The following is a 22,334-nucleotide window of genomic DNA, read 5'->3' as shown; positions in this document are numbered from 1 at the left end:
ATAATATTGATATTTCAGACGCATTACGTTTCCTTATTATTTATAATTTCTTCTCGTTCTATTTTTAATAAATTTATGAATGTCGCTGGTGACATACCAACTATTCCTTTGAATACTGTTGTAAAATTACTATGTGACGAAAACCCACTTTCATCTGCTAAAAAGCTAATTTTATAATTGATATAATTGGTATCACTTTTTAATTTTTCGATAATATAATTAACTCTGAGCTTGTTTATAAAGGTGTTAAAATTATCATTATAGTTTTTATTAATAATTTCAGATAGATATTTGGTGTTTGTTTCAAATTGCCCTGCTAACAACGCAAGCGACATGTCTTTGTTTAAATACTTTAAAGATTTCTCAAATCGTTGAAGCTTTACTATTATATTTTGCTCGGTTTCTTCTGGTATGACTAAACGTTTACTAGTTTGTTTTTGTACCTTTTGTATTGGTTTTACTTTTGTAAAGACATTTCGGCTTACCTCTAAATAATTGATAATTTCTCTTTTACGTTTTTTTCTGTTTTCGCTTTTTATTAGAATTAAAATCCCAACGATTATAATAAATATGGCCACAGCAAATGAAATGAATAAATACTGATTGTATTTTGAATTATAACTTTCTAGTTTGCTTTCTTCTTGACTACTTATAATATTAAAATACGTATTAACAGATTGTTGCTCTATTTCTTCAATTGAATTATTTAGATTTAAAAATTTTTTATAATAGACATTATGTTGATTATTCTGGTTAGAGGCCAAATAATTGATCGCCAACCCTCTATGTATTTGCTCTAATAAAAACGGATTATCTAAAATTTCAGCAAATTGTAATGCGATAAATAATGTTTCTTTACTTTTTTTAAATTCCTTATTTTGAAGAAATAATAGCCCCGATTCTTTATAAACTAAGGCTTTTTCATACAAGTTATTATTTTGAGAAGTGTTTAAAAGTTCAAATGTCTTGTCTATATAAACGAACGCAGAATCGTACTGAGTTAAACTATTATAAGCTTTTGCAGTTACTAAATAATGTGCTCTTTTCTCATTTACATTTTCATTTAAAAAATTTTTAAAATGAATTTCGTTTTCTTTTAATTCTGTAAGTGCTTCATCAATATTAAGTCTATCTAGAAGCATATTTATATGTTCTAGAAAAATATGAAATTCAAAACGGTCTTTTTCTAATAAAATTTCAGAATTTAAAGTTCTTGCTTTATTGAGGCATTCTATAGATTGGGGATCTAAATATAGTTTTCGTAATAGTGTAGCTTTAATAATATTATTTTCAATTCGAGTATTAACATCTACTTCTTCTAACTGATTAATATTATCAAAGGCATAAACAATAGCCTTATCATAATCCCCATTGGCTATATAACTTTTAGCTAATAGCAGGTTTGCAATGGCACTTTCATTGGGTTCTTGACTAATATTTAAGATATGATCTGCTATTTTTATAGCTTCGACCGGATTAGAATAAACAAGCTCCTCTGCCTTTAACACAAGATCACTTTGTTGCGAATACATATTTATCGACAACAAAAAGCTTAGAATCACAAGTACACAAGGCTTTCTTAGCGGAAGTCCGTTAAGAAAATGTAATGCTTTTATATTTATTAAATTGAATATCATATTATACTACAATGCAAATATAGTTTTCGAGTCATTAATATCTAAAACTATAGCAAGTAAATGGATTATTCTTTCAAATAAAACTACTCAGCAGCATTAAAATATAGGTATAAAAATATTAAACTATACCCATTAAACGTAACAATATAAATATAGCTTTTTATTTACTGCAAAACATTTGTGTAAAACGCATAAAAAAAAGCAGCCATTTAGGCTGCTTTTTTTAGTAAATAAATTTTGTTTTAAAACATGGACTATAGTCTATATAGCCCATGTTAATTGATCTGCTATTAAATCAATTGAAAGTCATTGCAGTTTATTTTTTAACAACTTTAATAGTATTTTGAGAACCATTAGCAGTTATTGTAACGAAGTACACTCCACTGATTAACTCTTCCATATTAATTGTTGCTTCTAAGCTATTAGGATTAGCTATCTGCACTTTTTGACCAACAATATTGAAAACACTTACATTTGAGATTGTGCTTGTCGCTTCAATCGTTAATGTATTTACTATAGGATTTGGATAGTATTTAAATGAATCGATACTAGTTGAGCCTACGCTTAAAGTTGCATCTGGATATATTAATAATTCAAAAGCAGCCTCTGAATCATAGCTATATACTGCTATTAAATATGTGTTACCAGCTACAAATTCTGGATCTATGGGAAACGTATTGTTAGTGCAATACGTCCCTGATACAAGATTATCACTAGCAGTGGCAGAACAATCATCTGTATTATAAACTGAATAGCTTGGAAAACCTAAAGTTCTTACAAAATTAATGTTATATAAACCTGTATAAGTTGGTGTAAAGCTATACCACATAGCGTTGGTACCTGTATTACAAGTGTTCTCTGAAGACGGATATGCATTAGCAAAATCACCAGATACCATGTTATTACCCGTTTCGTCATCTGACTCTAATATTGTTATAGCGTCTGAACACTCGTTATTTTCGACTGCATCTGGTAATTGAAATACACATAAATCAAATTCAAGGCTAGGTGCGGTCTGTGCTGCCCTTACCATAATGTAAAAGGTTTCACCACTCTCCATTGCAAAAGGTTGTGCGTTATATTCATTACCATAACAATTTGTACTCTTTTCTACCAAAGCACCACATTCACCTGAATATACCATGAAATTTGCACTTGGAATAAATGAATCTTCCTCTCTTGAAAAGGTAAACTGGTAAATTCCAGCTTCAGCAGCTGTAAATTCAAACCATACATCTGCGTAATCATCTGAACAACTATTATCTAAAGATGGCGTAGCGCCTTCAGTTGTAAAAGATAGGTCGTCGCAAATGTCTTCTGTAGAAAGTGTTAACGCAATGGCTCCTGTACACTCGTCGTTTGCAGGAGGCGTGATTGGTTGTCTTAAACACATATCATAAGTATGAGCAACATCATGACTTCTTGAGCTATTTCTAATATAGTACGTATCACCTATAGTTAAATCATTAAATACCATATAGTCGAAACGAGAACATTGAAGGCTTGTAAAAGTACCACAGTTTCCTGATAATAATTCCGTAGCTTGTGCTGTGTTAAAATCAGTCTCTTCGCCAATTACAGTTACTATATTCGAATATTCTAAAATTACAGTTGCGCTAGTAGCAACAAAGGTATACCAAACGTCATTAGTATTAGAAAAACCTGCTTCACAGAATACTGGATTAGCAGCGTTTTCTGTCGCTCCTGCATTAGTTCCGCTATTAACTACATTACAGTATTCATCTGTATTTATGGTTAATGCAATGCTGCCTCCACAATCATCATTTGCTGGTGGGCAAAAATAGTATACAGTTTCTTCAAAATAACAGTCACCATTATCATTATTAGTTAATGTTAAATCAAATGTAGTACCACTAGCATAAGGACCAACTTGTACAATTCCAGTAGAAGAAATGTTACCAGTATAATCTGTTAACGCTAATGAAGACGCTAATCCTAAATAGGTAACATCAACATCAACAAAATACTGGTCATTGTCACAGTCTTCAACTATAGCATACGTAAATTCAGGATGAATACAATCATTTTTAGAAATTATAAGTGTATAATCAATTGTACTATTATTTCCTGCACTACTTATTATAATAAAGTAAGAGTTTCCTGCAGATAAAACAACGTCTGTTAAGGCAAGTTGAGGTTGGTTTGCACCAATAAAAGCAATACATTCAGTAGCCACATCTGGACAATCGTTCATAATATGGATACCAGGATTGCTACCAGAAGTTACTAAAAGATCTAAATCTATTGAAACATCTGTAGTTGGTGTAATTTCATAATATACATCATTACCATTTATATAGGCTCCAGAAAAACCACCACAAGGTCCAACACTGAGATTGTTTTCAAAATCCACTGTGTTTTGCAAGCTAACATATGGGTTAGCGACGTCTAAATCTATAACAAGCGGCTTAGAACATGTAGCACCATCTATTGGCGTTACACGCGTTGTAAAGCTTTGTTCTGTACAACCTACTGTTGCAGCACCAAAACTATTATTAGGTACGATGTTAACAAAATATTCTGTTTCATAAGCTAAAAGACCATCTAATGAATACGTTGTACCTGTCTCTGCAACAGCATTAACAATATCTGTACCTCCTGAAGTTGTCCCTACAGAAAGGGTATAGCTTGTAGGTAAACCAGTAGCGGCTTGCCAAGATAGCGTAGTATCTAAAGCTGCAGCAGTTTCACCATCAACAGGTGTTAATAAAACAGCATCACAATTTGGTGTTTCAGTGGCTCCTTGTGTAATTGATATATTATCTACTGTAAAAACTAAAAAAGTATACCCAATGTTAACAGCAGTCGCTGTAAAACGTGCTTGAAAATCACTTCCTGCAGTTAGAGCACCCATACTAGTAGCAGGTATTGTAAAACAGGTTTCCGTATCTACATAGCTATAATTAGAATCATCTAAAGTATATGCTAAAATCCAGTTTTCTCCACCATCTAATGTGTATTCAAGTACTAAACTACCCCAATCTGTACTAGGCGACTCGAAGGTTATAGGACCTCCCCAAGGACCACCAGTACCATTTTGATCAAATACATTTGCTGAAAAACTAATGGTAAGATCAGTATCATTGGTTATAGCCGTGTAATTGGGAGTTGTTAATGTTGACGCCCCTGCAAACTCTAAAGTTGTAATTGCGCTTTGTCCACTTCCTCCACATTGATTTTCAGGACGAGGTACAAAAAATCCAGTTTCAGTCCAATCAGCAGGAAGCGTATAAGCTGCTGCGGTATCAAAATTTTCAACAATCTCTACTTGGGAGAATGCTGTAATGCTTAAGAGCATCATAATGTACAAAGTAATTTTTCTCATTGGTTTTGAATTTTAGTTAATAGTCTGATTTTTGTGTTTTGGTTAATGTTTGAAAAGACTAATATAGGAATAGAAATACGTTATATATAGTGGTTGTTTTTAATATTTCCCGAAATATTAAAAACAAAAACTACATTCAAAATACTGACAATCAACAAACTAAATGGATATACTATTTATATATTGCTTTAGACACAAACTGAGCTAAATCTCTAGTTATTATTAAAATAACATATAAATAGACACTCTTAAGATAGAAAACACTTAACACACAATATAAATTAATGGTAAAAATAAGCCTAAGATTTTCACCAAAAAAAATACTTTTAGTAGACATACTAAAAGCATTTTTTATAAATAATTACTTATTACAAACTAGAAATAAAAAACTTTTAATCCTTAACAATCAAAAATTCAGAGCGTCTATTTTGTGCATCTTCATCTTCTGTACAACTCATTAAATACTAATTTTTCCTTGCTAGTTTATTTTCTATCTAAAAGATGATTTAGTTTATCTTCTTTTTTGATGTTTTTTATAATCTCAAAAAGCTGCATTTTTAATGACTTATACTCTTTTAAGAATTCTTTAATCCCAATGATTAAATCCTGATGTTCTTTAGTATATGCTTTTTCTTCTTCTTTTTGATCAACTCCATCCACCATTATTTGTAACTCATTTTCATGAATTTTAACGGCCTCTATAAGATTATTGTTAAACTTTTCTGATCTGTTAATGGCATCTACAATCTCATAACTATTAGAAAACTTATCGGATGCTATCAATTGTGACGTAAATCGCGTTACTAAATCTTCAAAAAACAGATGTTCATCTTTTACAAAATTCAATTCAGACAACCATTCTTTAGACGCTGTGTGCATTTCTTCTGCACTCAACCATTCTGCGTAGCGTAAATGTTTTTTTGTGGTTTTCATGATTTTATAAGTTTTGGGTTAAACATCAATTTCACCTCTAAGTTAATCTGTATATCTAAAAACTAAAATGATAAATATCAGTTAAGGGTTTATTAATTACCTTTTATATTTATAGCATTACTTTTTCAACATCTGTTAATTTTGGAATGGTGACATTCCAATTGTATTTATCTTTTAATTTCACTCTAAAAGCATCGAGCGCTGTTGGTTCTCCATGAATTAAATAGACATTTTCTGGTACATTTTTTATGTCACTTACCCAATCTAACAAATCTTGCTGGTCGGCATGTGCTGATAGACTCTCAATATTTTTTATAGTCGCTTTTACGGGATAGTATTTCCCAAAAAAGCGAATCTCGTGCGCCCCCTCTAAAAGTTGTCTCCCACGCGTACCTTCGGCCTGATACCCAACTAACAATACAGTCGTTGTGGGCTCATCTATAAGCTGCTGGAGATATGTGAGTACACGTCCACCTGTAACCATACCACTGCCTGCAATAATAATCTTAGATCTTTTGTCATCAATAGTTTCCCAAGTTTCTTTATAAGATTCAATAATATTGACATGATTGCACATGGCATTATATTCTTGTATAGATAGTTTGTGCCACTTCGGAAAACGTTTAAAAACATCTAACACGTTGTTGCCCATTGGACTATCTACAAAAATGGGGATATTAGGAATTCTATTTTGCTGATACAATTTCCAGAGAATATACATTAGTGTTTGTAATCGTTCTACCGCAAAGCTTGGAATAATAAGATTGCCTTTTTTTTGTAGAGTCTCTAAAACGATTTCTGTTAAGACATCTTCAACATTTTCTTCTGGATGTATTTTGTTTCCGTACGTACTTTCAATACATAAAAAATCTGCCCATTCCGGTTTTTTGGGAGCATTGAGTAAATAATCATTCCGTCTGCCAATATCTCCAGAAAACACAAAGCGTTTACCATTGATATCAATTTCTATAAATGTAGACCCTATAATATGACCGTTATACTGAAATCGATAAGATATATGTTCTGATAACTGAATCCATTTATCTGCAAGTTCTATTTCAAATTGTTTTATGGTATTTTCAGCATCTTTGATGGTGTAAAATGGTAACGCAGGTTGATGTTTGCTATACTTTTCCTTATTGGCTTTATTGGCTTCTTCTTCGTGGATTTTAGCACTATCCTTTAATATTATTTCTGCAATGGCAAGCGTTGGAGCAGTACCTTTAATTTTGCCTTGAAATCCTTGTTTTAATAACCGTGGTAGATAGCCAACATGGTCTAAATGACCATGGGTTAACAAAACAACATCAATCGATGCCACATCTATGGGTAAATCTTCCCAATTAAGCTCTCTTAATTCTTTTAAACCTTGAAACATACCGCAATCAATCAGTATATTTTTTTCTGAAGTTTCAATTAAGAATTTTGATCCAGTAACAACTCCTGCTGCTCCCAAAAAATTGATTTTGGCAAATTTTTCCATGATTTATTATTTAATTAGGTACACAATTGAGAGATTTCATTTAAAATTTTCTTTTTCCGTGTCTCGGAAACTCCAAGATGATCTAAATAAAATTTATCGTTAATTAAATCTCTACACAACACAATAGATCTACTAAGAAGAAATTGCTTTTCTCTTTGACTTAGTAGCGTAGATACGGTTATTGGGTATAGTCCTAAGCGATCTATCCTATCTTTGAGACCATTATTCGGTGGAAAATCCCAACTCAATAAATACAAGCCACAACAGCTACCATATTGTAAAGCGTCTTTTGTAAACCGCGTATTGGTTACCACCCAACCTTGAGTTAACTTGGCATTATCTTTTGAGTTTTTATCCCAATTTACTTTTACATCTTGATACCTTGAGTTGATGTATAAAGGAATTTTCACATTGCAATTAAGCCCTTGTTCACTATGAAATTTGCATTCTATAAGGGTTGACTCTGTATTTTTATGGGCGATGACATCAATTTCGTGCGATACACATTTTCCTTGTAAAATTTTACCAACCTCTGTTTTGTAGCCTGAATAATTTAACACTGCACTTACAAAATGCTCAAAAGGGAAACCTGTTGGTCCTAATTCATACAAAGCCTTTTTAAGTTTATATTTTGATGCGAAATAGCTCTTGTTTTTTTTAAGTAAGGCAAATGCCCTATTGTAAATTTCTTTCGTTGAAATGCCTTGATACAATTCATCTCTGACTTTATCTAGGATTGGATTAATAATAGTATCATCTGCCCCTGTTCTTTTTAGAGAGGCACGTAATTTGTTTAACGAAAATTTCACTTTTTCGCCTGAGTATTTAATAATATCTATATCTGCAATATCCATAATCTATGTTTAAAAAGAATTAATAAAATCTATATTATTATTAAATTTTAACGCGACGTTCAGACCTCCTTGATATTAAATAACATCTTAGGCTTTACTAGGAATAACCAAAAAAGGGACTTTTGGATGGAACCCAATTTTATGCACTACGGGTTCGTTCATTATATTCTCGATAAGGCTATGTTTATAATTTATCATTACTAGAATATCAATATCCAGCTCTTCAATAAAGTCATTTATTTCTTCGTGTTTTTTAGCGTAATCAGGCATCCAATGAAATGTATGTGGATGGTTTTCTAAGTACACTTTTAGCATCGACAAATTATAATCTTGTGTACTTGTGAGTTTACTATTTTTAGTAATATGAACAATCCTGATTTTAGAGTTATATAATTCTGCCAAGTATTTTATGGGTTCTAATTCCTCTCCATAGAACCTATTGAAATCTGTAGGAAATGCAATTTGTTTTGGCTCAATAAAATCAAATTCATCTGGAACAACTAGTATTGGGCACAAATTTGTTTTTAACGTGTTAACAGTATTGCTTCCAAAGAATAGTTCTTTTGTTTTTGAAGCTCCCTTAGTCCCCATTACAATAAGATCTATACTATACTTTTCTACGGTAGCATCAATAGCTTTCTGTAATTTATCGCTACTTAAAATAATCTCGAAACTATGATTAGCATTACTATCAGCATTCTCAGACATTTCCTTTAATTCAGCTAATTGTCGCCAGGCGTCATCTTTTACAGAATCTACATAATTAGCGGTAATGTAAGTTCTAGTTGTATTAGTCGTAACTGACCAAGCGTGTAAAAAATAAAATTTGCATTCAACCTCAGCATATAATTTTAAAGCATAAACGGCTGCACTCCATGCATTGTCCGAAAAATCTGTGGGTAATACTATGTGCTTTTTCATGATTACATGTTATTATGTATTAATGATCAATTTATAAATACAAAGCCCTTTACGGCTCTGACGGAATTACTAAAAAAGGAACGTTTAAATGAAAACCAATCTGATTAATTGTATTTTTAAAGAACAGATTCTCAAAAAAAGAATGCTTATTATTTATCATCACCAAGAGATTGATTTTATGTTTTATTTGAAATTCATTTATAGCATGCGTAATTTCCATGCTTTTCAACTGATGAAACAAAAACGCTGAGTTTTTAAATAATGACTCTAGTTTTTCTTTATTTGATTTTTGTTTTTCATTAAGTTCAGAACCTGTTGACACATGTAAAACATTTAGTCTAGCATGATTGGAGTCTACTAAATTTTTTAGAATTTTAAGATTCGAACCGTTATATTTTACATCTAAATCGGTAGGAAATAAAATCTCGTGAGGAGCTTCGAAAGAAAAGCTTGATGGAACAGCCAAAATAGGACATTTTACATCTTTGAACACATGCACTGTATTTGAGCCTAATAGCACTTCTTTTGCTCCAGTGGCCCCTTTAGTTCCCATAACGACAAAATCAATTTTATACTCTTCGACGAACTCTTTAATGCCCAACACTGGCGTATCGAATCTTGCAAATGTTTCAAACTTGTGATTATCGTTAGCATAAGTGTCATTAAGTTTTGAAACTATAGCATTCAAATTATTCTGCGATGTATTTCTAACAGCATCTCCTAAGCCAAATTGAGCAGGGTAACCAAGAACATATTCCACATGATAAATAACAGGTGTATACGCGTTAAATAAATAAAACGTACACTTTTCGTCTTTTAATAATTGTACAGCGTAATTAATGGCATTCTGAGAATTTTCGGAAAAATCGGTGGGAAGTAGAACGGATAACATAATGATTGTTTTAAATTTCTTTACTAAAGTTAAAGCACTCAAAAACATAAAACAATGATATATATCAGATGAGACTATTATAAAATAAAAGACATCCAACTTCGTTTAGCTGGATGCCTTAAATGATTAATAGCAAAAAAAACGTACAATACTTTATGTTGTATTTAATTATGTTTAATAGTTACGTCAACTTAAAGCGCACTATATAGGTACAATATTATAAACCACATTAAGCAAAAAGATACCAATCAAAAACAATAATGTATAAATCACTTGCACCATTTTTATGTTAATAATCTCTAGCCAGTAAACGGTTGGTTTTGGAAACATAAATAAGGCTAATCCAAAAAATAAAGATGACCAACCAATTAGCGTCACAATTATTTTATAGTTAGGCTCCCATATATTGTGAAACAGTACATTTAATAGTCCTACAATTATGGCAACAAATGAAAAAATAATTAAGAATTTTTCATCTTTAAGGTCGTTAAAGATCTGCTTAATACGTTTAGGGTTTAGACTTAAAATTAAAAAGAAAATAATAAGATACCATCCCCAAAACTTTGCTAAAAAAATTGAATTTCCCATAATTTAAGTATTTTATTCATGTAAAACCAGAAATGGTATATCTGTGTGATACGTGATTTTTTCTACATTAGAATGAAATAATATACTCTGAAAATAGTTGAGATTCTTTGCAACCATGACAATCATATTAATATCTCTACTTTCAACAAAGCATTGTATAGCATCTTCTACTTTTCCATTAGTTAGAAAATGAAAACTAGGTTTAAACTCTTCAAAATAATCGCTTAACACATCTTTATTTTCAAGCTGTTCTGTATTTAGCGTCGCATTTTTTTTCTGAATATGAACGATATGTAAACTCGCTTCTACAGTTTTTAAAATATCCGTAAATGGCTGAAGCGATAATAAATCATAAGAGAGGTTAAAATCTGTTGGAAATGCAATTTCTTTAAGCGGTTTGTATTTAGCATCTTCAGGAACTACCAATGTTGTACATTTTACTTTTGTTATAATGTCTCCTGTATTACTACCGACAATATATTCTTTGAGTCCTGATGCGCCTTTAGTTCCCATTACCAATAAGTCAATCTTTTTCTTATTAACGTATTTTCTAATAGACTCTAAGAAAAAACCATAATCGCTTAACGTATAAAACTTATGATTTTTATTTGGTTTGCGGTGTTCTTTAATTTCTTTAAGTAACGTTTTTAACTTAAGCTTTGAAGGTTTAACATATATTTCCTCAATTTGATCTGCAGTTGGCACATAGCCACTATCACCAGACATAAAGGTATCTAGCCTATTCACGTGAAGTAGATAAAAATTACATGCTACTGGTTCAAAAAAATCAATAGCATAAGAAATGGCATTCCACGAGTTTTCAGAAAAATCTGTTGGTAATAAAATGTTCATCGTTTAAATTTCTTAGTATATACAAATCTAAATCGATGAGGGTTCTTAAAATATGATATTGGTCATATTGCTCCGGTTATACGTTTTTAATTCACTAAAACTCAAAAAGTTTAAATAGATATATTGAAAAGTACGCTTAAGCATTAAGTGATATCATGTAGTTTTTGAAGATCTAAAATTTTAATATTTCTACCTTCCATATCTATAATCCCTTTTTTCTTAAAATCTGACATAGTTCTTATTAAGGTTTCAGTAGCAATACCTGCAACACTTGCCAAGTCATTTCTAGAGATGACAATTGAATCGTTTGGTTTTGAATTTAATTTTTCTGCAAATCTCAAAATGGTCGAGGCTGTTTTTCGTTGCACGGAGCTATAAGCCATGAGTAGTAACTGATCTTTAACACCTGTAACATCTTCGGTTAATAATTGAATTACCTCTAACGTTAATTTATGGTTATTCTCCAACACATCGGTTAATTCTGATTTAGAAACGCCAGCCAATTCTACATCTTTCATAGCAATAGCAGTTTCTCTATAGGGTATATTTTGAGTAAATGAAGTGTAACCAAAAAGGTCATCTTCTGCATGAAGTGCCGTTGTCAATTCTTTTCCTTTTGTATCAAACTTGTAGCATTTTACAACACCTTTTAAGATTAAGTAGATAAAGTTAGAGTTATGCCCTTCGTTATAAATAATATCATTTTTACTATAATTAGAAATTATACCATTATCATCAAAAAAGTTTTTTAGGTCACCTAAAGTTCTTAATTCATCCTCATTGCTTGTTGTGGTATTTTGAAGAGATTCTTGTTCTTCTTTCAATAGCTCCACTTTTGCAATTCTACTTTCAATGGCATTTATAATTTCGTCTTCTGTAAAAGGTTTCGTAATGTAATCATCAGCACCTAATTCCATACCTCTTCTCACATCTTGGCGTTCTGTCTTAGCAGATAAAAAAATAAAAGGTATAAACTTAGTATCACTGTCTTTAGACAAGCCTTCTAAAACACCATAACCATCGAGAATTGGCATCATAATATCGCAAACAATGATGTCTGGTTTATTAATTTTCGCCATTTCGAGACCTTTTTTTCCATTAACAGCTGTGATAACTTCGTAATCTGAAAGTTCTAATAATTCAGCTGTATTTTCTCTTAATACGGTATCGTCCTCTATTAGTAATACTTTTTTCATAATTGTGCTTTGTTAGGGAGTTCAATAATGAACGTTGAGCCTTTATGCTCTATGCTTGTAAATGTAATGTTACCATTTAGGTTCTCTAAATGATCTTTCACGATATTTAATCCAATACCAGTTCCTTGCATAAGAAGGGCATTTTCGGCTCTAAAATACCGTCCGAAAATATTTTTTTGATCCTTCTGAGGAATACCGATACCATTATCCGTTATTTTAAAAACGGTTGTATCGTTATTCTGAGAAATTTCAATATCTATAATAGTGTTTTCAGATGAATATTTAATAGCGTTATATATTAAATTAGACAACGCTAATTCTACTATTTTTTCATCTTGAAATAGAGATAAATCATCAATGTTTTCTGGATAGTTAATGTGTTGCCCATCTTTTAAAATCATATTGGCATTATAAATAACTTCATTTAAAACCTTACTTATTTTAAAGTTTGAGAATTTATAATTGATCTTTCCTTTTTCTAGTTTTTCAACAGACAGAAAATCATTTAAAATAACATTCAGATATTGTACTTTATCTGTAATGGTCATGATGTGTTTTTCGCGCTTATCTTGTTGCTCGGTGAGCTTATATTTACTCAACAACATTGTTGATGTTAAAATTCCGCTTAATGGTGTTTTAAACTCGTGAGACACCATGGATAGGAATTTCGTTTTTAAATCGTTAAGCTCTTTTTCTGCTGCTAAAGCCGTTTTTAATTCATCCGTTCTTAAAGCAACTGTTTTTTCTAAGCGTTCAGTATAGCTTTTTTGTTCTGTAATATCTAAGATAATAGCAACATATACATCTCTATTACCAAGCTTAGAACGTTGTAAATGAATACTTACAGGATAAGTACTACCACATTTCCGTTGATGTACGGCTTCAAACTCTATTTTTTCTACGCTACCATTATTAAGTGTTTCTATCTCCTTCCTAAACCTAGTTTCCGTATAATTAGGTTTAATATCTAGAGGTGTCATCGACTTAAGTTCTTCTACGCTATAACCTATATTTTTTTCAGCCCCTTGATTAACATTAATAAATTTTAAAGTTTTAGCGTCAAACACATAAATCTCGTTAAGGGATTCTAGAAAGATTTTAGCTAAATGATTTTTTTCTTGTTCTAGTTTTTTTCGCTCTGTAATATCAATGACTAATGTCATAATAAAATTATGACCATGAAAATTAAACGGATTTAAACTCGCTTCAATCGGGAAAATGCTACCATCCTTTTTTGCGCCATAGATGTCACGGCCATGTCCCATGCTACGTTGTTTATGCTCTTTAACAAACCCTTTAAAATGTGCACCATGATTTGCATGATAATTCTTCGGGATTAAAATATTTAAGGGTTGATTAGAAAGCTCACCCTCATCATAGCCAAACATAATTTCGCCAGCTTTATTAACCTCAACAATCTTTTGATGTTCATCGACCACAACAACCCCTTCAGAAATAGAATCTAAAAGAATATTAAAAATATCTCGGTCTTGATCAAACATAGTGGTTGTTTTTATTGAAAGCGACTAAGATAATTATTCCTAATCAATTATTAATATTTTGAATTGCTAAGTTATCACAGAACCTTCTAAACTGATTTATATCATATGAATAAAGCAGAAAACTATTTATTTTTAGATTTAAAATATTGAATCTTGAACCAAAAATCACATATAGAATTTTATCGACGTCTTGGCCATCTCTTTTTTGCTATTGCTGCAACAGACAATTGTGTAAGAGACGAAGAATTTAAGACCCTTCAAACTATTATTTATAAGGATTGGTTATCATTAAATGAAGATGCAAAATACATTTTAGAAACCTTTAATGAATTACAAAGTAATGAAGAACACAATCCTATGACTTGTTTTCAGAGATTTGTAGATTTTAAAAGAGCTCATCCTACGTTGTTTGATACAACTATAAGTTCTAAGATTTTAAAAACAGCCAGTGCTATCACTACCAGTTTTTCTGGACAAAACAAGTCTGAATTAATACTGCTTGCAAAACTTGATTTAGAATTAAAAAAGAAATAAATAATGGTTAAATAAATTGGCCATCTGACCAATATCATTTCATAAGACTTCTAGCAAAAGTAATTTTAACATATTAATTATTAAAACATAGAAATCATGAAAAGAGCACTATTATTATTACTCGTACTAATTATGGTTCCGTTATTTGGAAATGGACAGACTATAGAAGATATTGATTTTGTTTCGCCGTTTCACAATGGATTAGCGGCCATCAAAAAAAATGGACAATGGGCCTTTATAGATACAAAAGGAGCTATTGCTATTGATTACAGATCGGATTTAGTTCTCACTACAATCGACAATGTTAGTTATCCCATGTTTAGTGATGATCGCTGTATTATTGAAACCTCTAAAGCTGGCATTTCTTACTTCGGTTATATAGACACGACAGGTACAACCGTTATTGACCCTCAATTTCTAAATGCTGCTAATTTCAACAATGGAAAAGCACTGGCCTTAGAACTTATAAAAAAGACTGTGGCTAAAAATGAAGCTTTAGATAAAAATATAGTCTACTATAAATATTATGAAGTTGTGATTGACCTTGATGGAACAGTTGAATATTATTTAAATCCTGCTGGTGTTAATGTGGTGGTAGATAAAGAATTCTTACGCCAACCACCGACCATCGCCGCAAAACGACTTTCAGATCATTTATATGCTGTAAAAAACAAGAACAACAAATGGTCTTTAATAAAGCTAAAATAACTTGTAATGAAATTCAGTAGCGTTCTATTCTTTTTTTTAATCCTGCTCTCTTGTGGATCTAAGCAAGACAAAATTTTACCTGAGGAGCGTGCCTTAACGGAAGCCGTGTATTCTTCTGCCATTATTCAACCCGATAGCTTATATCAAGTCTATGCGATTGTCTCTGGCATATTAGATACTAATTTAGTTGAAGAAGGTGATTTGGTTTCTAAAGGTGAACCGCTCATACAAATCATTAATAGTACACCCAAAATAAATAGTCAGAATGCAAAACTAGCTTTACATCTGGCTCAAGAAAACTACTCGGGTAGCGCTGCAGTTTTAAGCAGTATTGAAGATGAAATAACCGCAGCCACATTGACTTATAAAAATGATTCTATCAATTACTACAGACAAAAGAATCTATGGGATCAACATATTGGGTCTAAAGTACAATACGATACCAAAAAACTAAATTACGAATTGGCTTCAACGCAATTAAAACTCTTGCGCAATAAATATAATAGAACAAAAAACGAATTAAATACAGCTGTAAAACAAGCTCAAAATAATTACCAATCGTCTTCTATTCTCAACCAAGATTTTACCGTAGAAAGTAAAATCAATGGTAAACTATATGCGTTATATAAAGAACCTGGTGAAATTGTAACCACCATGGAACCCATTGCAAGCATTGGTAGTGCTAATCGATTTATCATAGAGCTCTTGGTAGATGAAGTTGATATTATACGCATTGCATTACATCAAGAAGTAGTGATTAGTTTAGATGCTTATGACGAGGTGATATTTAAAGGAAAAATCTCAAAAATATACCCTAAAAAGGATGAACGAAACCAAACCTTTAAAGTTGAAGCTGTTTTTGTAGAACAACCAAAAGTGTTATATCCTGGCCTTTCTGGTGAAGCCAATATCATTATTGCTAAAAAAGAAAAGGTCTTAACCTTACCAAAAGCCTATCTCATTGACGGGAATAAAGTTAAAACAGATGACGGCATTGTTACTGTAAAAACAGGTTTAGAAAATATGGATTACATCGAAATAGTGTCTGGAATCAACAAAGACACTTATGTTTATAAACAAAACTAATGGTTAACTGGAATATCATTTTAAGTATCGCTAAAACCCATTTGCTTACTAAAATAAAGCAAACCGCTATTGCTGCACTTGGGGTCACATTTGGTATAGGCTCATATATTACTTTAGTCTGTTTTATGACCGGTTTAAACACCATGTTAGATGATTTAGTCTTAAACCAAACACCTCACATTCATATTTACAATGAAATAGAACCCTCAGAAGAGCAACCCATTTCTTTATATGATAATTTAAAGGAAAGCTTTAACGTCGTACATTCTATTAAACCAAAATTGAGTCAGAAAAAAATCCACGATGGCTTGCCTATTATTACCTTTTTAGAAAAAGATGAAGCGGTTAGAGGTGCGCTTCCTCAGGTTAAAACTCAAATTTTTTATATGGCTGGTTCTATTGAACTCGCCGGAAATTTAACAGGAATAAATCCCTTGAGCGAAGTTGAACTCTTTAATTTGGGAGATTATATTCTTGAAGGCTCTGCTGAAGCCTTACAAAACACAGATAACAGTATTTTATTAGGCATTGGTATTGCCAAAAAAATGGCTTTAAAAGTGGGAGACCGTGTACAAGTCAGTCCGATTAACGGAGGCATTTTTCCTCTAAAGATTGTAGGCTTTTATCAGAGTGGTATTGCAGATTTAGATGCTGTCCAAAGTTTTAGCAATATAAAAACAGTACAACGGATTTTAGGTGAAGCCAATAATTACATCACAGATATTAATGTGAAGCTTTACGATATTGAAAAAGCCTTACCGCTCGCGCAAAAGATTGAACAGCAATTTGATTTAAAGGCTATTGATATTAAAACTGCTAATGCACAATTTGAGACAGGTACTGACATTAGAAACCTTATTACTTATGCCGTATCTATAACATTACTTATTGTTGCTGGATTTGGTATTTACAACATTTTAAACATGCTTATTTATGAAAAAATGAATGATATCGCCATATTAAAAGCCATTGGATTTTCGGGTAAAGATGTGCAGCTTATATTTATGAGTCAAGCTATGATTATAGGTTTTGTTGGCGGTGTTTTGGGCTTGCTCATTGGTTACGGATTATCGAGCTTAATTGCCACAGTTCCTTTTGAAACAGAAGCTATTCCAACTGTAGACACCTACCCTATCAACATTCAACCATCATTTTTTATTATCGGTTTTTCATTCGCTATGCTTTCCACCTTTCTTGCTGGGTATTTACCCTCTAAAAAAGCTAAAAAAATTGATCCCGTAAAAATTATTAGAGGCCTATAACATGACTACTGTACTAGAAGCAAAACATATCAATAAATACTTCAAAAATCCTGTATTGTTTCATGTTTTAAAAGACATCAACTTTCAGGTAAAAAAGGGAGAATTTGCATCCATAATGGGAAAATCGGGGTGTGGGAAATCCACATTGCTTTATATTCTCTCTACTATGGATACCGATTATGAAGGGGAGTTGTATTTAGACAATAAACTTATATCTGGAAGCGATAGTGAACATCTATCCTATATGCGAAATAAACATATAGGTTTTGTGTTTCAGTTTCATTATTTGCTTTCCGAATTTACCATTTTAGAAAACGTAATGCTTCCTGCTAAAAAATTAGGAGAAAAATCGTATCAGGAGATTGAACATGATGCCATGGAAAAACTAAAAATGTTGAATATTGAACATTTAGCCAAAAAACAAGCCTCTCGCGTTTCTGGTGGTGAAAAACAACGGGTCGCCATAGCCCGCGCCTTAATAAATAACCCTTCTATTATTATGGGAGATGAACCCACAGGAAATCTAGATAGCCATAATGCGGATAATGTGTTTAATATTTTTAAACGCTTAAGTGAAGAAGAAGATTTGTCGTTGCTTATTGTAACTCACGACGAAGATTTTGCCAATAAAACGGATCGAATTATCCAGATGGAAGATGGTAAAATATTGTTATAAAATAGATTTATACACTGATATTAATCATTTGAAAACATTCAACTTTTAGTTAATTTTATAGTGTATCTTTAAAGATAACGTTATGAAAACATTACAAGACATAGAAAATCAAATTATAAGACTTACGACGAGCATTGAGGTTAATTATCCTGAATTATATAAATCCTTAGATGAAAGTCCTATTACCATTCCGTCTTCATCACATCCACAAATGACCATAAGTATTATGGAAGATTATCTTGAAACGCTAAAGCAGATGTTAAAGCAGTATACTAAAACTCATAATAAACAATAATGGCATATATAGATTATTATAAAATATTGGGAGTGTCTAAAACCGCTTCCGATAAGGATATTAAAAAAGCGTATCGCAAACTTGCTCGTAAACACCATCCAGATCTTAATCCGAATGACAAAGCAGCAGAGCAAAAGTTTAAGGAAATCAATGAAGCTAATGAAGTATTGAGTCATCCCGAAAATCGAAAAAAATACGATGAATACGGTGAAAACTGGCAACATGCAGAAGAATACGAAAAAGCAAAACAGCAACAAAAGCAGTATTCGCAACAACAAGGTTCACAAGGAAGCTATGGAGACTATAGCGAAAGTGATTTCTCTGACTTTTTCAGTTCTATGTTTGGTGGTGCAGGTGGTGCAAAAGGACAACGTCGACAATCTCAGTTTAGAGGTCAAGATTTTAATGCCCAATTACAACTTAGCCTCAAAGATGTTTACAGCACTCACAAACGAACGTTAACGGTTAATAATAAAAATATTAGAATTACAATTCCTGCAGGTGTTGAAAACGGTCAAGTTATTAAAATAAAAGGTCACGGAGGAAAAGGAGTAAACGGCGGACCAAATGGCGACTTGCTTATTGAGTTTTTAATTCATAATGATACTAACTTTAAAAGAGATGGTAATAACTTATACGCAACAGTAGATTTAGATCTTTACAAAGCGCTTTTAGGTGGGGAAATTATGGTCGATACTTTTGATGGTAAAGTAAAACTTACTGTAAAACCTGAAACACAAAATGGTACAAAAGTAAAACTCAAAGGCAAAGGGTTTCCTAAATATAAAAAAGAAGGACAATTTGGAGATTTATACATCACCTATGTTATAAAAACACCAACAAAACTCACCCCTAAAGAAAAAGAACTTTTTACTGAATTATCAAAATTAAGATAACATGGAAACCACACAGCTTATATCAATCTCTCAATTTTGTACCCATTACAATGTTCCTGTTAGCTTTATTAATACACTACATGAGTACGAACTCGTTGAGATTACCATTACAGATCACAAAAACTTTATCAAAACAAACCAACTGAATGATGTTGAAAAAATGATGCGATTGCATTACGATTTAGATATTAACATTGAAGGTATTGATGCTATTTACAATTTATTAAAACAAGTAGAAACACTTCAATCTGAAATTACAGCTCTCCGGAATAAATTGGATTTTTACGAGAAATTATAAACCAATTTTTAATGATAGACTTAGAAGCATTAAAAGCGTGGATTAACACCAATCCTCTGTTAGTTAGTATTATTAAATTCATCATAATACTTGGCCTTATTTTAATAGCGATACAGTTGATAAGACGGTATTTAAAAAAAAGAATATCTAATACCGTTATACGCTACAAAGCACAGAAAGGCATTGAACTTGTAGGCTATGCGCTTTTGATTATACTAGCCATTATCTACTTTTCTGGCTCTATTAAAGACTTCACTATTGTTATTGGGCTATTTACAGCAGGATTAGCCTTTACATTACAAGAATTGATACTCAGTATTGCCGGTTCTATTTATATTTTTTTAGTGAAAGTATATAAACCTGGAGATCGCATTGAGATTAATGGAATTAAAGGTGATGTCATTGATGTTGACAGCATCTACACCACCATGATGGAAATTGGCGAATGGGTAAGCAGTGATAATTATAGCGGACGTATTGTAAAATTGAGTAATGCTTTTGTTTTTAAAGGCCCTATTTATAATTACTCTCAAGATTTCCCTTTTATATGGGACGAATTCAACTTACCTATCAGATATGGTTCGGATATCGATTTGGCCAAATCAATGATTATAAAAATTGCTTCTGAAATACTTTCTGAATACACCATAGATTCTAAAACAGATTGGACCACTGTAGTCAATAAATACTACATAGAAGATGCTCAAATAGACCCAACCTTAGCCATATCGCTTACTGACAATTGGATTCAATTTAACCTGAGATACATTGTGGATTATAAAAAACGACGCTATGTTAAGCACCTCCTCAATGATAAAATAAGATTGGAAATTGAAAACACTAATGGAAAAATTATTTTAGCCTCTGCAACCGTCGAAGTTATTAAAATACCAGATTTAAAGGTTAACATGAATCATAAACAAACTGAGTAAATTTATAACAAGCCCTGCTAGGCTAATCTGCAACACTAAAATTTTCGATAGTGATCTTTTTAGTATTGAAAATTCTCAAGATGTATTAATAATGATTTTTTTTTTAATAATGGTTACTGAAGATATTGCCTTTTAAATTGCAGGCTTCATTTTTTGATCTGATAAAACAGAACACATGAAATCATTTTCTCTTTTCTCTATAGTACTAATGTGTATTGGCATATTAATTTTAGATTTGCTCACGTTCTATTGGCTACAATCTATTACACAATTTATACCATCGTCACTATTAAAAACAAGTATTCATGTTTTATTTTGGTTATTTTCTATTGGTTTAATCACCTCTATTTTAGTACTAAAAGTGACTTTAGATGATGTAAACCCTATTAAAAAACAACTTTTAATTTCTAAATTTTATGGTCTTGCGATTTCATCATTTGTTCCTAAATTGATTTTTGTCATTATCATCTCTGTGCTTTATTTTTCAAATTATTTGTTTTCGGAAAGTGAATCACTCATCATTGTTCCTGTCGTTGGATTACTTTCTGGGTTTCTTCCATTTTTTGTGATACTGTATGGCATTTATATAGCGGTTTATAAATTTAAAGTCCATCATCATATTATTAAATCCAGACTTTTACCAAAATCTTTTAATGGAATTAAAATTGTACAAATCTCAGACCTCCATTTAGGTAGTTTTAATTATGCTTATGAGAAATTAGAAAAAGCCATTGAAAAAATTAACAAGCTACAACCCGACTATATTGTATTTACAGGTGATATTGTAAATAATTATGCTTGGGAATTACGAGGCTGGGAAACTGTCTTTAGCCAATTAAAAGCAAAAAAAGGAAAATATGCCATTTTAGGAAATCACGATTATAGCGATTATAGTACTTGGGACACTTTAGAAGCAAAACAAGAAAATTCTGAAGCCATTAAGCAGTTTTTTAAAAAGATAGATTTTAAATTGTTATTAAACGAAGCTGAAGTCATTTCTAAAAACAATGAACACATCGCAATTATTGGTGTAGAGAATTGGGGCGAACCTCCTCTTAAACGCTACTGTGATTTACAAAAAGCAATGGCACATGTAAAAACCATACCTTTTAAAATTTTATTATCTCACGATCCTACGCATTGGCCAGAAGAAGTTATTGATAAAACAGATATCGCTTTAACCCTTGCGGGTCATACCCATGGTATGCAAGCGGCTTTTCAGTATAAAAAATTACAATGGAGTCCTATAAAATATAAGTTTAAACATTGGGCTGGTTTGTACCAACACAAACAGCAATACCTTTATGTCAATAGAGGCTTGGGTTGGTTGGGTTTTCCGGCAAGAATTGGTATGCGTCCTGAAATTACATGTATTGAATTACAAACACTCCCTAACGAGCCAAAATCATAATACTAGGACCAATTAAATCTGCCATGCACTTC

21 protein-coding genes are annotated in these 22,334 nt (G+C 31.7%); 10 read left to right on the top strand and 11 right to left on the bottom strand.

Annotated elements, in window-relative coordinates:
- Window positions 1–23: 23 nt before the first annotated feature.
- The 11 genes from BLT80_RS08565 to BLT80_RS08515 form a co-directional block, all read right to left on the bottom strand.
- Window positions 24–1,637, bottom strand: a complete 1,614-nt coding sequence (locus BLT80_RS08565) for a helix-turn-helix domain-containing protein (RefSeq protein ID WP_092467207.1) — start codon at window positions 1,635–1,637, stop codon at window positions 24–26.
- A 316-nt stretch (window positions 1,638–1,953) separates the two neighbouring features.
- Complete coding sequence (locus tag BLT80_RS08560) at window positions 1,954–4,983, bottom strand: T9SS type A sorting domain-containing protein (protein ID WP_092467206.1); 3,030 nt, start codon at window positions 4,981–4,983, stop codon at window positions 1,954–1,956.
- A gap of 483 nt (window positions 4,984–5,466) precedes the next feature.
- Window positions 5,467–5,916: a hypothetical protein gene (locus tag BLT80_RS08555; protein ID WP_092467205.1), complete on the bottom strand. Its 450-nt coding sequence runs from the start codon at window positions 5,914–5,916 to the stop codon at window positions 5,467–5,469.
- 109 nt (window positions 5,917–6,025) lie between these two features.
- Entirely contained in the window at window positions 6,026–7,399 is a 1,374-nt protein-coding gene (locus BLT80_RS08550; RefSeq protein WP_092467204.1) for an MBL fold metallo-hydrolase RNA specificity domain-containing protein, read from the bottom strand.
- Between the two features lie 14 nt (window positions 7,400–7,413).
- A complete protein-coding gene (locus BLT80_RS08545) occupies window positions 7,414–8,253 on the bottom strand; it encodes an ATP cone domain-containing protein (protein WP_092467203.1) in 840 nt (279 codons plus the stop codon).
- 87 nt (window positions 8,254–8,340) lie between these two features.
- Window positions 8,341–9,174: a universal stress protein gene (locus BLT80_RS08540; RefSeq protein WP_092467202.1), complete on the bottom strand. Its 834-nt coding sequence runs from the start codon at window positions 9,172–9,174 to the stop codon at window positions 8,341–8,343.
- A gap of 49 nt (window positions 9,175–9,223) precedes the next feature.
- Window positions 9,224–10,066, bottom strand: a complete 843-nt coding sequence (locus tag BLT80_RS08535) for a universal stress protein (protein ID WP_092467313.1) — start codon at window positions 10,064–10,066, stop codon at window positions 9,224–9,226.
- A gap of 201 nt (window positions 10,067–10,267) precedes the next feature.
- The gene (locus BLT80_RS08530; RefSeq protein WP_092467201.1) at window positions 10,268–10,654 is read right to left on the bottom strand and encodes a hypothetical protein; all 387 of its coding nucleotides are present in this window, start codon (window positions 10,652–10,654) and stop codon (window positions 10,268–10,270) included.
- A gap of 12 nt (window positions 10,655–10,666) precedes the next feature.
- Window positions 10,667–11,506, bottom strand: coding sequence for a universal stress protein (locus tag BLT80_RS08525; RefSeq protein WP_092467200.1), 840 nt, complete (start codon window positions 11,504–11,506; stop codon window positions 10,667–10,669).
- Between the two features lie 143 nt (window positions 11,507–11,649).
- Window positions 11,650–12,702, bottom strand: coding sequence for a response regulator (locus tag BLT80_RS08520; protein ID WP_092467199.1), 1,053 nt, complete (start codon window positions 12,700–12,702; stop codon window positions 11,650–11,652).
- Window positions 12,699–14,204: a sensor histidine kinase gene (locus BLT80_RS08515; RefSeq protein WP_092467198.1), complete on the bottom strand. Its 1,506-nt coding sequence runs from the start codon at window positions 14,202–14,204 to the stop codon at window positions 12,699–12,701. Before BLT80_RS08515 ends, BLT80_RS08520 begins: the two co-directional genes overlap by 4 nt.
- A gap of 153 nt (window positions 14,205–14,357) precedes the next feature.
- On the opposite strand from BLT80_RS08515, the gene BLT80_RS08510 reads away from it, so the two are divergent.
- The 10 genes from BLT80_RS08510 to BLT80_RS08465 all read left to right on the top strand — a co-directional run bounded on the left by BLT80_RS08510 (window position 14,358) and on the right by BLT80_RS08465 (window position 22,302).
- On the top strand, window positions 14,358–14,738 hold the full coding sequence (locus BLT80_RS08510) for a hypothetical protein (RefSeq protein WP_245710185.1): 381 nt from the start codon (window positions 14,358–14,360) through the stop codon (window positions 14,736–14,738).
- A gap of 96 nt (window positions 14,739–14,834) precedes the next feature.
- Window positions 14,835–15,446, top strand: coding sequence for a WG repeat-containing protein (locus BLT80_RS08505; protein ID WP_092467196.1), 612 nt, complete (start codon window positions 14,835–14,837; stop codon window positions 15,444–15,446).
- A 6-nt stretch (window positions 15,447–15,452) separates the two neighbouring features.
- Window positions 15,453–16,532 (top strand): efflux RND transporter periplasmic adaptor subunit, encoded by a 1,080-nt coding sequence (locus tag BLT80_RS08500; RefSeq protein WP_092467195.1) that lies wholly within the window; start codon window positions 15,453–15,455, stop codon window positions 16,530–16,532.
- On the top strand, window positions 16,532–17,794 hold the full coding sequence (locus BLT80_RS08495) for an ABC transporter permease (protein ID WP_092467194.1): 1,263 nt from the start codon (window positions 16,532–16,534) through the stop codon (window positions 17,792–17,794). The genes BLT80_RS08500 and BLT80_RS08495 overlap by 1 nt, the downstream gene beginning before the upstream one ends.
- A 1-nt stretch (window position 17,795) precedes the next feature.
- Window positions 17,796–18,470 carry an ABC transporter ATP-binding protein gene (locus tag BLT80_RS08490; protein ID WP_092467193.1) on the top strand — a complete coding sequence of 225 codons (675 nt, stop codon included), beginning with the start codon at window positions 17,796–17,798 and terminating at the stop codon, window positions 18,468–18,470.
- Between the two features lie 82 nt (window positions 18,471–18,552).
- Window positions 18,553–18,765, top strand: a complete 213-nt coding sequence (locus BLT80_RS08485) for a hypothetical protein (RefSeq protein ID WP_092467192.1) — start codon at window positions 18,553–18,555, stop codon at window positions 18,763–18,765.
- Window positions 18,765–19,661: a DnaJ C-terminal domain-containing protein gene (locus tag BLT80_RS08480; protein WP_092467191.1), complete on the top strand. Its 897-nt coding sequence runs from the start codon at window positions 18,765–18,767 to the stop codon at window positions 19,659–19,661. The genes BLT80_RS08485 and BLT80_RS08480 overlap by 1 nt, the downstream gene beginning before the upstream one ends.
- Window position 19,662: 1 nt before the next feature.
- Window positions 19,663–19,959, top strand: coding sequence for a chaperone modulator CbpM (locus BLT80_RS08475; protein ID WP_092467190.1), 297 nt, complete (start codon window positions 19,663–19,665; stop codon window positions 19,957–19,959).
- Window positions 19,960–19,970: 11 nt separating this feature from the next.
- A complete protein-coding gene (locus BLT80_RS08470; protein WP_092467189.1) occupies window positions 19,971–20,891 on the top strand; it encodes a mechanosensitive ion channel family protein in 921 nt (306 codons plus the stop codon).
- A 175-nt stretch (window positions 20,892–21,066) separates the two neighbouring features.
- Window positions 21,067–22,302 carry a metallophosphoesterase gene (locus tag BLT80_RS08465; RefSeq protein ID WP_092467188.1) on the top strand — a complete coding sequence of 412 codons (1,236 nt, stop codon included), beginning with the start codon at window positions 21,067–21,069 and terminating at the stop codon, window positions 22,300–22,302.
- Window positions 22,303–22,334: the final 32 nt, after the last annotated feature.

The organism is Winogradskyella thalassocola, assembly GCF_900099995.1.
Taxonomy (GTDB): Bacteria; Bacteroidota; Bacteroidia; order Flavobacteriales; family Flavobacteriaceae; genus Winogradskyella; species Winogradskyella thalassocola.
This window is presented reverse-complemented; position numbering and strand designations above follow the sequence as displayed.